This window comes from Streptomyces sp. NPDC050759 (assembly GCF_044456945.1).
Taxonomy (GTDB): Bacteria; Actinomycetota; Actinomycetes; order Streptomycetales; family Streptomycetaceae; genus Streptomyces.
The window spans coordinates 152,028-164,985 of sequence record NZ_JBITGI010000013.1; the positions used below are offsets into that span (position 1 = coordinate 152,028).

General features: G+C 67.3%; 14 protein-coding genes and 4 pseudogenes. 10 read left to right on the plus strand and 8 right to left on the minus strand.

Translation table 11 applies throughout. The features are described from left to right. Positions 1-270: 270 nt before the first annotated feature. From ACIBJB_RS32675 to ACIBJB_RS32700, 6 genes and pseudogenes are all read left to right on the plus strand, one after another. Positions 271-552 (plus strand): annotated as a pseudogene (locus ACIBJB_RS32675) (transposase); the annotation flags it as partial. A gap of 68 nt (positions 553-620) precedes the next feature. After that, positions 621-770, plus strand: coding sequence for a hypothetical protein (locus ACIBJB_RS32680; protein ID WP_398935933.1), 150 nt, complete (start codon positions 621-623; stop codon positions 768-770). A gap of 176 nt (positions 771-946) precedes the next feature. Continuing rightward, complete coding sequence (locus tag ACIBJB_RS32685; protein WP_398935935.1) at positions 947-1,429, plus strand: GNAT family N-acetyltransferase; 483 nt, start codon at positions 947-949, stop codon at positions 1,427-1,429. Positions 1,430-1,868: 439 nt separating this feature from the next. After that, positions 1,869-1,982: pseudogene (locus ACIBJB_RS32690) on the plus strand (AraC family transcriptional regulator); the annotation flags it as partial. A gap of 131 nt (positions 1,983-2,113) precedes the next feature. Further along, entirely contained in the window at positions 2,114-2,608 is a 495-nt protein-coding gene (locus ACIBJB_RS32695) for a GyrI-like domain-containing protein (RefSeq protein ID WP_398935938.1), read from the plus strand. 294 nt (positions 2,609-2,902) lie between these two features. Next, positions 2,903-3,953: pseudogene (locus ACIBJB_RS32700) on the plus strand (IS110 family transposase); the annotation flags it as partial. 106 nt (positions 3,954-4,059) lie between these two features. Here the strand turns inward: ACIBJB_RS32700 and ACIBJB_RS32705 are convergent. Next, on the minus strand, positions 4,060-4,584 hold the full coding sequence (locus tag ACIBJB_RS32705) for a hypothetical protein (protein WP_398935940.1): 525 nt from the start codon (positions 4,582-4,584) through the stop codon (positions 4,060-4,062). 415 nt (positions 4,585-4,999) lie between these two features. Here ACIBJB_RS32705 and ACIBJB_RS32710 point away from each other — a divergent pair, with 415 nt between their 5' ends. Together ACIBJB_RS32710 and ACIBJB_RS32715 are read left to right on the plus strand one after the other, a co-directional pair. Then, positions 5,000-5,536 (plus strand): dihydrofolate reductase family protein, encoded by a 537-nt coding sequence (locus ACIBJB_RS32710; protein WP_398935942.1) that lies wholly within the window; start codon positions 5,000-5,002, stop codon positions 5,534-5,536. 242 nt (positions 5,537-5,778) lie between these two features. Continuing rightward, on the plus strand, positions 5,779-6,258 hold the full coding sequence (locus ACIBJB_RS32715) for a DUF4188 domain-containing protein (protein WP_398936218.1): 480 nt from the start codon (positions 5,779-5,781) through the stop codon (positions 6,256-6,258). A 122-nt stretch (positions 6,259-6,380) separates the two neighbouring features. On the opposite strand, the gene ACIBJB_RS32720 is transcribed toward ACIBJB_RS32715, so the two are convergent. From ACIBJB_RS32720 to ACIBJB_RS32730, 3 genes are all read right to left on the minus strand, one after another. After that, a complete protein-coding gene (locus ACIBJB_RS32720) occupies positions 6,381-6,665 on the minus strand; it encodes a hypothetical protein (RefSeq protein WP_398935944.1) in 285 nt (94 codons plus the stop codon). A gap of 90 nt (positions 6,666-6,755) precedes the next feature. Beyond that, positions 6,756-7,019 (minus strand): transposase, encoded by a 264-nt coding sequence (locus ACIBJB_RS32725; protein ID WP_398935946.1) that lies wholly within the window; start codon positions 7,017-7,019, stop codon positions 6,756-6,758. A 228-nt stretch (positions 7,020-7,247) separates the two neighbouring features. Next, positions 7,248-7,820 (minus strand): TetR/AcrR family transcriptional regulator, encoded by a 573-nt coding sequence (locus tag ACIBJB_RS32730; RefSeq protein ID WP_398935949.1) that lies wholly within the window; start codon positions 7,818-7,820, stop codon positions 7,248-7,250. Between the two features lie 142 nt (positions 7,821-7,962). On the opposite strand from ACIBJB_RS32730, the gene ACIBJB_RS32735 reads away from it, so the two are divergent. Beyond that, a complete protein-coding gene (locus tag ACIBJB_RS32735) occupies positions 7,963-8,700 on the plus strand; it encodes an SDR family oxidoreductase (protein ID WP_398935951.1) in 738 nt (245 codons plus the stop codon). A 43-nt stretch (positions 8,701-8,743) separates the two neighbouring features. On the opposite strand, the gene ACIBJB_RS32740 is transcribed toward ACIBJB_RS32735, so the two are convergent. After that, positions 8,744-9,400, minus strand: a complete 657-nt coding sequence (locus tag ACIBJB_RS32740) for an IS30 family transposase (protein ID WP_398935953.1) — start codon at positions 9,398-9,400, stop codon at positions 8,744-8,746. A 165-nt stretch (positions 9,401-9,565) separates the two neighbouring features. Here ACIBJB_RS32740 and ACIBJB_RS32745 point away from each other — a divergent pair. Continuing rightward, positions 9,566-9,934: pseudogene (locus ACIBJB_RS32745) on the plus strand (helix-turn-helix domain-containing protein); the annotation flags it as partial. A 693-nt stretch (positions 9,935-10,627) separates the two neighbouring features. On the opposite strand, the gene ACIBJB_RS32750 reads toward ACIBJB_RS32745, so the two are convergent. The 3 genes from ACIBJB_RS32750 to ACIBJB_RS32760 all read right to left on the minus strand — a co-directional run bounded on the left by ACIBJB_RS32750 (position 10,628) and on the right by ACIBJB_RS32760 (position 12,807). Next, complete coding sequence (locus ACIBJB_RS32750; RefSeq protein WP_398935955.1) at positions 10,628-11,110, minus strand: hypothetical protein; 483 nt, start codon at positions 11,108-11,110, stop codon at positions 10,628-10,630. 290 nt (positions 11,111-11,400) lie between these two features. Continuing rightward, positions 11,401-11,895, minus strand: coding sequence for a hypothetical protein (locus ACIBJB_RS32755; protein ID WP_398935957.1), 495 nt, complete (start codon positions 11,893-11,895; stop codon positions 11,401-11,403). Between the two features lie 15 nt (positions 11,896-11,910). After that, entirely contained in the window at positions 11,911-12,807 is an 897-nt protein-coding gene (locus tag ACIBJB_RS32760) for a hypothetical protein (protein ID WP_398935959.1), read from the minus strand. Positions 12,808-12,958: the final 151 nt, after the last annotated feature.

Sequence of the window (12,958 nt, forward strand, 5' to 3'; positions counted from 1 at the left end):
GCGATCAGGCCGCCGACCGGCTCGAGGGTCCCACCCGCCGCTCACACCAGAGCCGGTGACCCGCAGAAATCACGATGGAAGAGGTCCAATGAGGCCGGTCGATGCTGCGTGGCCGTCGTTGATTACGCCCCCGGAACGCCCGGAGTCGCCTCGCCTCGCGATGTCCGGACAGCGAGCCAGGGGTTCGCCGACGACATCCCCGCTTCAATCTCATGAGGTTCACAAACGGTCACTCACAGTGACGAAAGGCGCTTGCGACGGCCGAGGGGTGTGTTCAGGGAGCCCGTTGATCACGGGCCGGGACGCTCGCGCGGCGGGTTCACCACCAAACTGCACCTGGCTGTCGAGCAGGGCCAGAAGCCCATGTCAATCGGGGTGACGGCTGGGCAGCGCGGCGACTCGCCGCAGTTCGAGGCCGTGCTGGAGAAAGTTCGCGTGCCCCGCATTGGGGTGGGCCGGCCGCGCATTCGACCGGATCGCGTGCGCGCTGACAAGGCGTACGCCTCCCGCAGGAACCGCGCCTACCTGCGTAGACGAGGTATCCGCTGCACGATCCCGGACAAGGCGGACCAGGTGCGTAACCGTAAGCAGCGCGGGTCCCGCGGCGGTCGGCCGCCGAAGTGCGTCCCGTCGACTACCGCGAGCGCCACGCGGTCGAGTGCGGCATCAATCGCCTCAAGAGGCACCGTGCCGTCGACACGAGATACGACAAGCTGGCGGTCCGCTACGAGGCGACCGTCCTCATCGCAGCCATCAACGAGTGGCTGTGATCGAAGGATTCGAAAAGCGCGACGGGCGCTACGATGCGGACTATGGAGTGCTTCGACGCTTGGCGTGCACGTCACTGAGGGGCCCGGCTCACCGCCCATCCTGCGGCCGGGAGCGGGCCGATCGATGCCCTGTTCCGCCCGGGTATCAAGCCCTCAGCCTGAGAGGCAACACTTCCATGCTCATCCGCGCGTTCACCCAGCACGACCTGGCACCACTGACCGAACTCACCATCGACACGTTCCGGCCGTTCTACGAGGACTCCTTCCGCCCATTGATGGGCGAGGACGTCTTCACTGTTCAGCACGGCAACTGGCGCGACGACTACCGCAAACAGGTCGCCGAACTCCACGCGCCCGAACGGCACACATACATCGCCGTCGCCGAAGTCGAAGAGACCATCGCGGGCTACGTGGCGTGGAACGTCGACCAGGCCCGCAAGAAGGGTGAGGTCACGATCCTCGCCGTCTCGGCCGAGCATCGACGCCACCACGTGGCTACCGCACTGTGCGAGCACGCCTTCGACCAGATGCGGGCCCTCGATGCCGAGGTCGTCGAGATCGGCACCGGAGGAGACCAGTTCCACGCGCCGGCCCGAGCCCTCTACGAGGCCCTCGGATGCACTCCCCTCCCGCTCACGGTCTACTTCCGTCAGCTCTGACACCTCCCGGACGGGCGCCCTCGGGCACCCGTCCGGGTTCGGCAGAGAGGTGGGGTTCCGGCGGCAGCACGAGTACGTCCGTTACCGCAAGCCGCTTGCTTGACCGACCGGTCATTGGGCTGTCCGGTCAATCCACACGATTTGACAATGCCTCTCGAGTCGGCGCGTTGGGCTTGAGCCCGAGATCGATAGGTCGGAAGCGGCGAACCGCGTCAGTCCACGCGCCTGACCAGATCGGATCGCAGCGGTCGGGTGTTGCCGGGGTGCCTGCTGCCAGAGTGGGAGTCGAAAGGGAGGCTTCCTAATGATCTCGGCACTCAACCAACTTGTCGATCTTGTCGAGGAGCACCTCGCCGAGGATGTCGACGTCGACAAGGTGGCCGGGGCGCTCGGCACCACCGAGTACCACCTGCGTCGGATGTTCTCGTCGTTGGCCGGTATGCCGCTGTCGGAGTACGTGCGGCGGCGCCGCATGACAGTCGCCGCCGCCGACGTCGTCCGGGGCAAGGGGGATCTGCTGGGCATCGCCGTCCGGCACGGTTACGGCTCGAGCGAGGCGTTCGAACGCGCGTTCCGGGCGGTCCACGGTGCCAGCCCCAGTGACGTGCGCCGTAATGGAGGCCCCTTGCGCACACAACCGCAGCTCAGGTTCCGCCTGACTGTTGAAGGGAAGGGAGTATCCCCATGGACACCCGCCTCGTCGACCGCCCTGCATTCCGGCTGGCCGGACACGCAACCCGGGTTCCGCTTATTCATCAGGGCGTCAACCCGCACATCCAGGCGCACATCGCTGCGCTACCGCCGGAGGAGCATCTGCGGCTGAAGACCCTCGGCGACACCGAACCGAAGGGCCTGCTGCAGGTCACCGATGACGTCGATCCCGACGGCAGAGAGGGCAGTGAACTGACCTACCTGCACGGAGTCGCCCTCAGCCGGGACACGCCGGTCCCGGACGGGCTCGACGCCCTCGAGATGCCACCTGGAATGTGGGCAGTCTTCCGTACCAGCGGACCGCATCCGCAGGCCCTGCAGACGACCTGGGCGGCGACCGCGACCGAGTGGTTCCCCTCCAACCCGTGGCGGCTGCGGTCGGGGCCCTCGGTCGTCGCGGTCCTCGAGCGCGCGGACGATTTCAGCACCGCGACCTGCGAGCTGTGGCTTCCCGTCGAACCAGCGTGACGCCCCATCGACCATCGAACGCGGCTGAGCGCTTGAGTTGACGGAATCCGCCAACTCAAGCGCTCCATACCTTGTTGGCGGGTTGATTCCGGTCCTTCGTACGATCGCGAGGCCCAGGGGCCTGGGTGTGGCTGAAAGCGCTCATGCCGTCCGTGTGGCTTTGACTGAAGAGGCCGCCCAGCGCCCCACGACGACACGGCCACTCATTGGGATGCGCGAACAGATCGCTTCGTAAGGACACGTCGGCGTGGTCGTCTGCAGGGACCAGTCGACCGATCGACGAGGGAGGCTCAGGTGCCCGAGCTCTCGGCGGGGACAGACGCCGGCAAGGCCGCGCACCACTGCACGGTGATCGAGACAGAAGGGACGAAGGTGCTCTCCGCCGAGTACCGAACAACGAGGCGGAACTGCTGTAGCTGATAGGCGACGTCCTCGCGCTGGCTCAGGATGCCCCGGTGACCTGGGCCGTCGACCTGAACGCGGGCGGAGCCGCCCTGCTGATCGCATTGCTCATCAGTCACGGCCAACTGCTCCTGCATACCCCTGGCCGCACCATTCACCACGCCTCCCGCAGCTATCGAGGGGACGGCAAGACCTATGCCAAGGACGCCTACGTCATCGCCGACCAGTCCCGGATGCGCCGGTACCTGCAGTCTCTGCAGGACTGGGATGCGATCGCGGTGGACCTGAAGATCCTCACCGCTTGCCGCCACGACCTGGCAGCGGACCGCACGCGGGCCATCAACCGAATGCGCGCTCAGCTGCTGGAGTACTGCCCCGCTCTGGAGCGGGCGTTCGACTACGCCGCATCAAAAAGTGCCCGGCACGCAGGCCCTGGCTGACACCGCCGTCGCTGCGGCGCAGGCCCAGCACACGGCTGTCGCCGGGGAGACCACGGCCGCAGCCGTGGTCCAAACCCTGGCCAAGGCCGTATCGGCGCTGGACAAGGAGATCTCCAGCATCGACCTGAAGATCGCTGCCCCGTTTCTGTGAGCACCGCGACGCGGAAGTGATCGTCAGCATGCCCGGAATGGGCTCGTTGCTGGGGGCCGAGTTCATCGCCCGCACCGGAGGGGACATGGACGCCCTCAGGAGTGGGGGACGCCTCGCCGGAGTCACTGGTCTCGCCCCGGTCCCACGGGACTCAGAGAACATCAGCGGCACCATGCGCCGGCCCCGCCGCTACCACCGCCGGCTCCTGCACGTCTTCTACCTCTCCGCTCAAATCGCCGCTCGCTTCTGTCCCACCTCGAAGACCTTCTACGACCGCAAACGGTCCGAGGGCAAAAGCCACAAGCAGGCGATCCTCGCACTCGCCCGTCGACGCCTCGGCGTCCTATGGGCCTCGTCCGCGACCAACAAACCTTCGATGTCCTACCACCTCAGCGCGGTCTCACGACGGGCTGATCCCTGTTGCCTGGGACGGTGCGTGCTCGCTGCCGCGATGCGTCTCAGCTCCTGATGAGGGGCTCGTAGGAGTGACCCTCCGGCGTGAAGATGAGGACGAAGTTCTTTCCCATCCGAACAGCTACCTCCCGCAAGCGGGCCAAGACGTCTGCCTGGCCCGGCAGGTCGAGGCTCAGGGCTGCCGCGGCACGGTCTCTCTGGGCCACGAGATCTGGCATGTCCTCCAGGTACTCGGCCGCGAGCTCGCGACTCTCCTCTTCCGTGAACGCTTGACAGTCGCGCCACCACGGGGCGACCAGCAGCAGTCGCAAGAGCTCGGGCAGGCCGATCGCAACCAGAGCCGCACCTCCTTCGGAGTCGGCATAGAGGATGGGACGTTCCTCGCCACCTTCACCGCAGAAGAAGTACGTGCCCCCGGCGCCGTCACCGGCGAAACCCTCGAGCGCGGCGCCCGAGGCGAGGTGGACCTCTTCGACATGGTCGCCTCGGTCCAGGTCGAAGTCACCCGGCCAAGCGAGGAAACGGGCAACTTCGTCCTGCCCGCGGACGGCAGCGATCAACGATTCCATGGGCCGCACCTTACGGCTCACTGGGTTGACAGGAATCATTGGGAATCAGTCACACTTGTTGTGACTGTAGTGCTCCGCCGAGTCCGGGTCGTCGCGCAAGACCGCTGATGCAACGGCCGCGGCGTCGTCCTCGAGTGATCTGAGCCAAGTGCTGATCATGCCTCGCGAGTCCCATCGGTCCCAGGAGCCATCCCATGGGCACATGGCCTGCATGGCTTCTTCCAACACAACATCATCGAGACCGGCACCGACTCCTACCGTCTCGCCCATGCCAAGACCCATCAAGCCGACGCCTGATCGCATGCCTCCCAGTTGCAGCGTTCCGCGGCCTCTTCGCATCCGGAGCGATGAGTTCTTCCCATGCCCGGAGTCCCCACGGGTATCGACGCATGCCAAGCGGCCAAGGAGGCTCGACGTGAGGAAACTGGTGTTGAAGATATCCGTCTCGGTCGACGGATTCGTCGGGACGGACAGCGGAAGCGTCGACTGGATCTTCCCCAGCCTCAGCGACGATGCGACAGCCTGGCTGGCACAGACCCTCCGAGAGGCCGGCACTCACATCATGGGGCGGCCCACCTATCTCGGCATGGCCGCCCACTGGCCGACGTCAACCGAGGTCTTCGCCGCCCCGATGAACAACATTCCCAAGGTCGTCTTCTCCCGCACGCTCAAGGACGCCGACTGGGCCGACTCACGCATAGCCGACGGCGACCTCGCCACCGAGATCGCCCGCCTCAAACAGCAGCCCGGCAAGGACATCCTGGCGCACGGCGGCGCCGGCTTCGCACGGTCACTGTCGAGGCTGCGGCTCGTCGATGAATACCGGCTGCTGGTTCACCCGGTCGTACTCGGCAGCGGCCTGCCGATGTTCGCCGATCCGATGGACCTGAAGCTGATCAGCACGACAGCGTTCAGCGGCGGTGCCATCGCCCACGTCTACCGACCCGCGTGACCAGCGGCCCGGGGTAGGCCAGACTGTCAGACCATGGCACGGAGATCGCTGAGTGGGGCCAACTCACGGTGTCCTCCGGGCCATCAGAGACCGGCGAAGCCACCTGGGAGGCGTCCTCGTAGTGGACACGTCGGGTGCCGGCCCCGCCGACGTGCGGCCGTGAGCTCTGCCGAGGACAACTGCGGCGTCACCACCGCGGGTCCTTTCGCCGTGCTGGGGCAGGCGGCCCTGGCCCACCAGACATATTACCGGGTCGCAACACCGCCGCGTCTGAAGGCGATATCGTCGTCTTCCATATCGGGCTACGAATCAACCGGCTGCGGTCACTCTCCAGTTGGGTGCCAGCTTTTATGTCGATGCCGCGAATGCTGCGTGAGCTGTCACAGGAAAAGAGCAGCGGACTTCTTGGCTACAAGCTGCTCTTCGGCAGTCCCCGAGACTTCTACGTCATCCAGTACTGGACTGATAAGGAACACCTCCTTGCCTACGCTCACCAGCAGGACAAGGAGCACCGGCCCGCATGGACGGCGTTCAACCGGCGGGCACGCGATGGAAAGGGCCGTGTGGGTATCTGGCACGAGACATTCATCGTCCCAGCAGGTTCCCATGAATCGGTGTACGACGACATGCCCGCATACGGCCTCGGTGCCGCGACAGGTGTCGTACCGGTCGGTCGGCGCGGCGACACGGCGGCCCAGCGACTGAGTGCAGAAGAGAGGTAAGCCGTCTCGGTCGGCTCCGCAACCCCGAGCTGTCAAGGCCCTGATTGCAGGCCGTAGCCAGCGGAAACCACCCGATCGAGACTCCCGTTCGACGCACAACCCTCAAGATCGGAAGACAATAGCTACTCAGTGAGCCACAGCCGGTTCGCGCCGTCCGTCGTGAAGTCACGGCGAACCAGGTCGTCATGCACCGGCGGACCGGCCTTCTTGTATCTGCCGCGCTTCTTCCCGAACACACTCCGCCAGCTGTCGTCCCGGCAGATCCGCCACGCGGTCCGGTCGGCCATGCCGGATCCCACGCCGCGGGCTTCGTCAGCCAGGAATCGGTAGCCGGACTCCGGATCCTCGCGGTGAGCGTCGAACAACGCGTTCGCTCGTGTGGCCTGCTCGAACTCGGCATCGGTCACTGGCCCTCCAGCCAGCGGTAGTTGGGCTGGCGGGCAAGTTTCAGGACCGGCACCTGACCGCGACGGGAATTCCACCCCTGGCCACCTCTTTCACGAGCGGGTAGATCCTTTTCCCGGCAGGTGCGCATGAGACAGGTAGGCCGCGGCCCGGCGCAGGACCTCGTTCTCCTGCTCCAGCAGGTTGATCCGCCGACGTGCTTCCCGTAGTTCCGCGTCGTCCCGGCTGTTCGTTCCCGGCTTGGTCCCGTCGTCGATGTCCGCGCGACACATCCACTTCCACGGCGTCATCGCGTGCACTCCGAAGTCGGCGGCCACCTGCTCGACCATCACACCCGGGCCGCGGTTCCCCGCCACTCGCACGACATCCTCGCGGAACTCTTCCGGACAAGGCTTGGGCACAGCGACATCCTTCCCAGCCGCCCCGCAGGGCAAGCCAGTTCAGATGTCACCCGATCGTGCACCAGAACTCACTGCTGGGCCTCATCGGCCGGCGCCTCAAGACGCTGATCCACACTCCGCTCACGATCCTCAGCCATCTTTCCGATCTGATTAGCACCAGCTCGGGCAACAAGCCATGGGTCTTCACGGACGGGTCTTGAGGCCGTCCAAGATGAGGTCGAGCAGGCGTTCCGCTTGCTGTCGGTGTTCGGTGCCCGCCGAGGTGAGGGCGATACCTTCGAGGGCTGCGCTGATGTCGGTGGGGGGGATGTCGGTTCGGATCGTTCCGGCTGCCGTGCACGCCTTCATGAGGGTGGCGACGGCCTCCTGGATCATCTCCCTGCTGTGGCCATAGGGATTGTTTCCCGCCGCGGCGATGGCTCGCAAGGCGTCGATCATGCCGTACTTCGTCGTGACGTAGTCCAGGAAGAGGCGCGTCCACGCGCGCAGGGCCTCGTAGGGCGATTTCTGCGCAAGCAGGGGGCGGACTGCGTCGCACAGCTGCACTACCTCGTTGCGGTAGACCGCCTCGACCAGGATTTCGCGAGTGGGGAAGTTGCGGTACAGGGTTGCGTTGCCCACACCCGCCTCTTTGGCGATGCGGTCCATCTGCGCATCCAGGCCCTCCGTGGTGAACACGCGCGCCGCAGTGGTGAGGATCTTGTCCCTGTTGCGTTGGGCGTCGGCCCGCAACGGACGGTGCCCCTGGTCGGCCATCGCTGTCGTATCTCCTTCCCGTGAGTCTGTCTCGACTTGCTAAGTGGGGATGTCCCCGTTTACCTTCGTGGAAGTGGGGACATCCCCGCTTCCACTGTAGGTCACAAGGTGACCTGCGCATACTCCACCTAAGGAAATGATCATGTCGACCATCCAGGGCAAGGTCATCGCGATCACGGGTGCCAGCAGCGGTATCGGCGAGGCCACCGCGAACTTCCTCGCCGAAAAGGGAGCCCACCTCGTGCTCGGTGCCCGACGCGAGGACCGGCTGAACGCCGTCGTGGACAGCATCACGGCCAAGGACGGAACCGCGACCGGCGTCCTCGTCGACGTCACACGCCGCGAAGACCTCCGGCGCCTCACAGACACGGCGATCGAGGAGTACGGCCGCCTCGATGTCCTCATCTCCAACGCAGGCACGATGGCCGTCTCGCCGTTCGACGACCTGCGCCAGGACGACTGGGACGCCATGGTCTCCACCCACATCACCGGCCTGCTCAACGGTATCGGCGCGGCCCTTCCCCTCTTCCGCCGACAGGGCTTCGGTCACTTCGTCAACGTCAGCTCCACCGCGGCCTACGTCGTCATCCCCCCGCAGGCCGTGTACGCGGCCACCAAGGCGGCGGTGAACGTGATCTCCGAAGGCCTGCGCCAGGAGTCGGGACCCGACCTGAGCGTGACTGTCGTCTCGCCCGGCTTCACCCACACCGAAGGCGTCGGCAAGGGGGCCAGCCCCGAGGTCGCCTCTGTGATGACCAAGATGCGCGACGAGATCGCGATGCCTCCGTCCGCCATCGCGTCCGCCATCGGCTATGCGATCGAGCAACCTGCCGGCGTCGACGTCAACGAGATCGTCGTCCGGCCCACCGCGCAAGCCTGACAACCCCACGGAACGCCCCGCCTGCCGCCAAACGATGGCTAGCTCAAGCGGTCAGCGCATGACTGCTGTTCATGAGGCCCGCGTAGACCTCCGCCGGAGTGCGGTGGTCGTGGGTCTTGCGCGGACGGTGGTTGAGTTCGTGAGCGATGGCGTCCAGGTCGGCCTGGCTGAACGTGCGGAGGTCGGCGCCCTTGGGGAGGTACTGCCGCAGCGGCCGGTTGGTGCCGCGTTGCCACGGGCTCCGCGGCTTGCAGAGGAAGATCGACACCCTGGTCTCGGTGGTGATGGCCTGGTGCTCGGCGATCTCCCGGCCGCGGTCCCGGGCGAGCGTCCGCCGCACGTGGGCCGGGATGCCGAGGAGGCTCCGGGTGCGGTGCGGGGTGACCTGCTCGGCCTTGATGCCGTCCGGCCGCGCGACGATGGTCGTGTAGCGGCTGGTGCGCTCAACGAGCGTGGCGACCGCCGAGTGCCTGGCCCCCATCACGAGGTCGCCCTCCCCATGACCGAGGACCTTCCGGTCCTCGACCTCGGCGGGGCGGGCGGTGATGGACACCATGCCGCGGATGATGCCCCGCCCGGTAGGTCGGTGGGCGATCTTCGGGCGGCGCATGGGCCGGGCTGACCGCAGGCGCTGAGTGAGGCTCCGGTCGATTTGCCTGTCGGCGACGAGGGTCGTAGAGCGAGAGGCAGATCGCTTCATGCGAGTTCTGCATGGCGGTGGCACCGGAAAACTGGCGTCACAGCCACCCTGCGATCAAATCGCGAGACCAGCACAGAGCCAACTTCGCCCCCACCAGGGCGCGCGAAGCGGGTCGTTGGGCGAGCGTGGCCTGCTTGGGCCGGCGCCCGCGCGCGTAGGCGGGCACGGGAGATCGCTGGCCGACTGGGCCGGTCACCATCAACGCTCTCCCGCGAGCTGCGGCGCAACGGGGCCACACGCGGTGGCAGTCTCGAGTACCGGGCATCGGTGGCGCAGTGGAAGGCCGACCTCGTGGCACGGCGCCCCAAAGAGGAGAAGCCGGCCGCGAACGAGCGGCTGCGGGAGTATGTCCAGGACCGCTTGCTGGGCGTGATCCGGGCCCTGGATGGTAGGGCGCTTCCCGGTCCGCAGGCTCCCGAGTGGATGGGGCGCAACAAGCCGCATCGCAATGGCCACCGGTGGACGAACGCCTGGAGCCCGGAGCAGATCTCAGCCCGGCTGAAGATCCATTTTCCAGAGGACGAGTCGCCGCGAAACTGGGCATGGGTCAAGAACACGTCCATCTCACGCTCCACGACCACGAAGGCCGGACGGCACGTGTCGGGGTTGGTGATCGTGGTGGCGAAGGTGTCCGCCCTCTGAATGCTCCCCGTCGGAACCGCCCGGTTGTAGGTCCGGCTCTCCGCGTACCGGGTCATGGAGACCTTGCCTCGTGGCTCCGAGCGCAAGACGCCGTTGCTGTCGCAGGCCACGACACCGCCGAAAGTGTCCACGTCGCACGCATACGGCCACGCCCCGGTGTTGGCCGTGACGGGCGCGCTGGCGGAGCCGTCACCGGTGATGCCACACCCCACGCTCACCGTCGCCGCCCCAGTCGGCACGAACAGGCCACCGTCCGGGCCGATGGCGACGTTGTTGCCGGCCTGGTCGGACAGGTGCCCCGATACGACGCCGGTCGACGAGTTGTAGCTGATGCCGTCCCCGGCGGAGATGCACGGCCGGACGTCCTCACAGCCGATGACAGCCGAGACCACATAAGGGTTCAGCGTGCTGCCCGCGCCCGTCACTTCAGCGTTCTCGCCAGCGATGACCACGCAGTTGCAGCCGTCGCCGCCACACTGACACCTGGCCAAGACGCCCACCCTTCAAGGTGATCTCGGCCCGGCCCACAACCAGCGGCGTGAACGTCAGTCTACGGCGCGGACCAACACCCCCAGCTGCGGCAGCTCAGCCGTAAAGCTCCACGATCACGCATCCCCCACCGCCTGGCGCGCCGTTGACCGAGCCACCGTAGGAGAGCCCTCCGCCCGCTCCGCCGCCGAAGCCGCGCGGCCCGGTGCCATTGCCTTCGCTCACGCGAGCTTGCCCGCCGTGCCCCATATAGGACTCACCGCCAGCTCCAGAGACACCGTTGGTCCCGTTCAGACGGAGGGCGGCCCCGCCCTGCGCGAACTGGCCGCGACCGACAAGGGGAGCCGCCGCGCCCGACGACACGTCCGCCGCCGTGCCCGAGGTCTGGATCGAGTGTCCCCCGTCGCCTCCGTTGGCCGTCACGAACCCGCCGAAGGAACTGCTGCCGCCGGCCCCGCCGCTCGTCGCCGTCCCGCCCGCATCACCCCCGGCACCCACCACGATCGTCTCCACAGCGCCCAGCGAAGACGCGGCAATCAGCTGCTCGCTGTAGCCGCCGCCCGCGCCGCCGGGGCGCACGATGCACTGATTGGCGGCTGCGTTCGCTCCGGCCGAGCCGCCTCCGCCCCCCCCTGGACCCGCACGAACACCTTCGCCAGACACGGGTAGTCAGCCTTGCGGAACTGGAAAGTCCCCGGGTCGTTGTGGACGACGATCCGGCGCAGGCCCATCGTTCCCGGCTTCAGGCAGAGTTCATCGGGGTCGGAGTCCACCGTGAAGTAGTCGTCACATACGCAGGCACGCGCCATGAAAGCCCCTCCCGGGGTATCGCACGCGCCCGGCCCACAACCAGCGGCTACCCGCAGAGGTTAGCTGGCCGGTTCACCACTCGCAGTGACGTGCACCTGCACCCCCGCCCCAGCGGGCAGCAGCGGCAGCAGGCCCAGCCCGGTAGGCGGCTGCGTCCGCCACACGCGCACGGTCGCGCACTCGCCGGTGACCTGCTCCAGGGTCACCGTCACCGTGTGGTCGTCGCCCGGGTGGGGATCCACGGGCAGTGCGCTGATCACCGGGGCTGCTGCGAACGGTACGGGGTACGTCCAGGTGGCGCGGCCGTCAGCGGCCGTCGTGAGGACTGCAGCGGCGGGTGCCGCGCCCCGTGGTCCGGGCGGCCCCGGCACACCCTGTTCCCCCGGCGGTCCCGGCACCCCGGGGGCACCCTGCTCACCTGGCAGCCCCTGGTCACCTTGGCGCCCACGTCGGCCCGGCTTCCGGGACAGCGTCCTCGACTGACGGTCCAGGTCGCGCAGGACGCCGCCCATGGGATCCAGGTTGCGCCGCGCTGCGGATCCTCGTACCGCCATCAGTCCCCCAGATCGCTACTCAGCGGCGCAAGAGTGACCTGGACACTCTCTCCGTCTCCGTCCTCCGACACCTTCACGCCGCCGATCTTCAACCGCTGCCGCAGTGGCCGGCATGTCGCCGCGGTGGTGACGTCCACACAGCCAGCCCGGCACGAGCCTGGCCACGTCCACCGCGGCCTCCGGCGACAGGGTCACCTCGTCGGAACTGAGGAACACTGGCACCGGGTAGGCCGCCGCACGCTTCGACCGCGCCGCCGACTCCGCCGAGGCACTCGTCGTCACCGAGGTCTCCTCCACGCTGCGCTCCAGCAGCCCGTAGTAGGAATCCATACCGCCCGAGACGCCCTTGACGCCGCTGTCTTCGTCGCCGTGCACGATGTGGCGAGTCACGAGCGCAGAGCCGTCCTCGGCGACGATCAGGCCCTCGGGGAAGTCGACGTCCGTGAGCGTGCCGACGCTCGCGTCCCAGGTCTCCGGCATGAGGACGATCGTGGAGCCGATGGCCGTGTAGTCGAGGCCGGTATCCGCGAGATCGCGGAGGTGGTCGCCGCTCTGCCCGATGTCCTCGCTGTACTGCCGTCCGCCCTCCACACCGGAGGGTCCGAGGATGTCCACGATGTGGCCCGGGTCGTCCGGCGCGAACGCGTCCTCGATCAGCCAGTTCGCGATGTCGGTGAGGTCGGAGCCGTCGAACACGATCGACTCGTGCGGAACGCGCCGGTCAAGCCACACCAGAACGTCGGAGGCCCACAATTCCACCTTGCCGAACGACCACTCGGCCTGGATGATCGGCCCCTCCCACACGGTGACACCATCGCGGGCGAGGACCAGTTTGTGTCGCCAGGTACGGACGTTGCCGAGTTGGGCGCAGCAGTCGCCGTCCGGGTTGATGACGACGTGCGCCGTGCTCACGTCGTCCAGGATTCGCGTCCACTCGACGGACACCAGTGTGTTCGCCGGCGTCACGACCGAGCCGCCACGGTCCACGATGCAGGCGGAGTGGACGCCACAGCCCGCTGAAGACAACGGGCCCCCTGCGGGAGAAGGCGGCCCGGCCCAAAAC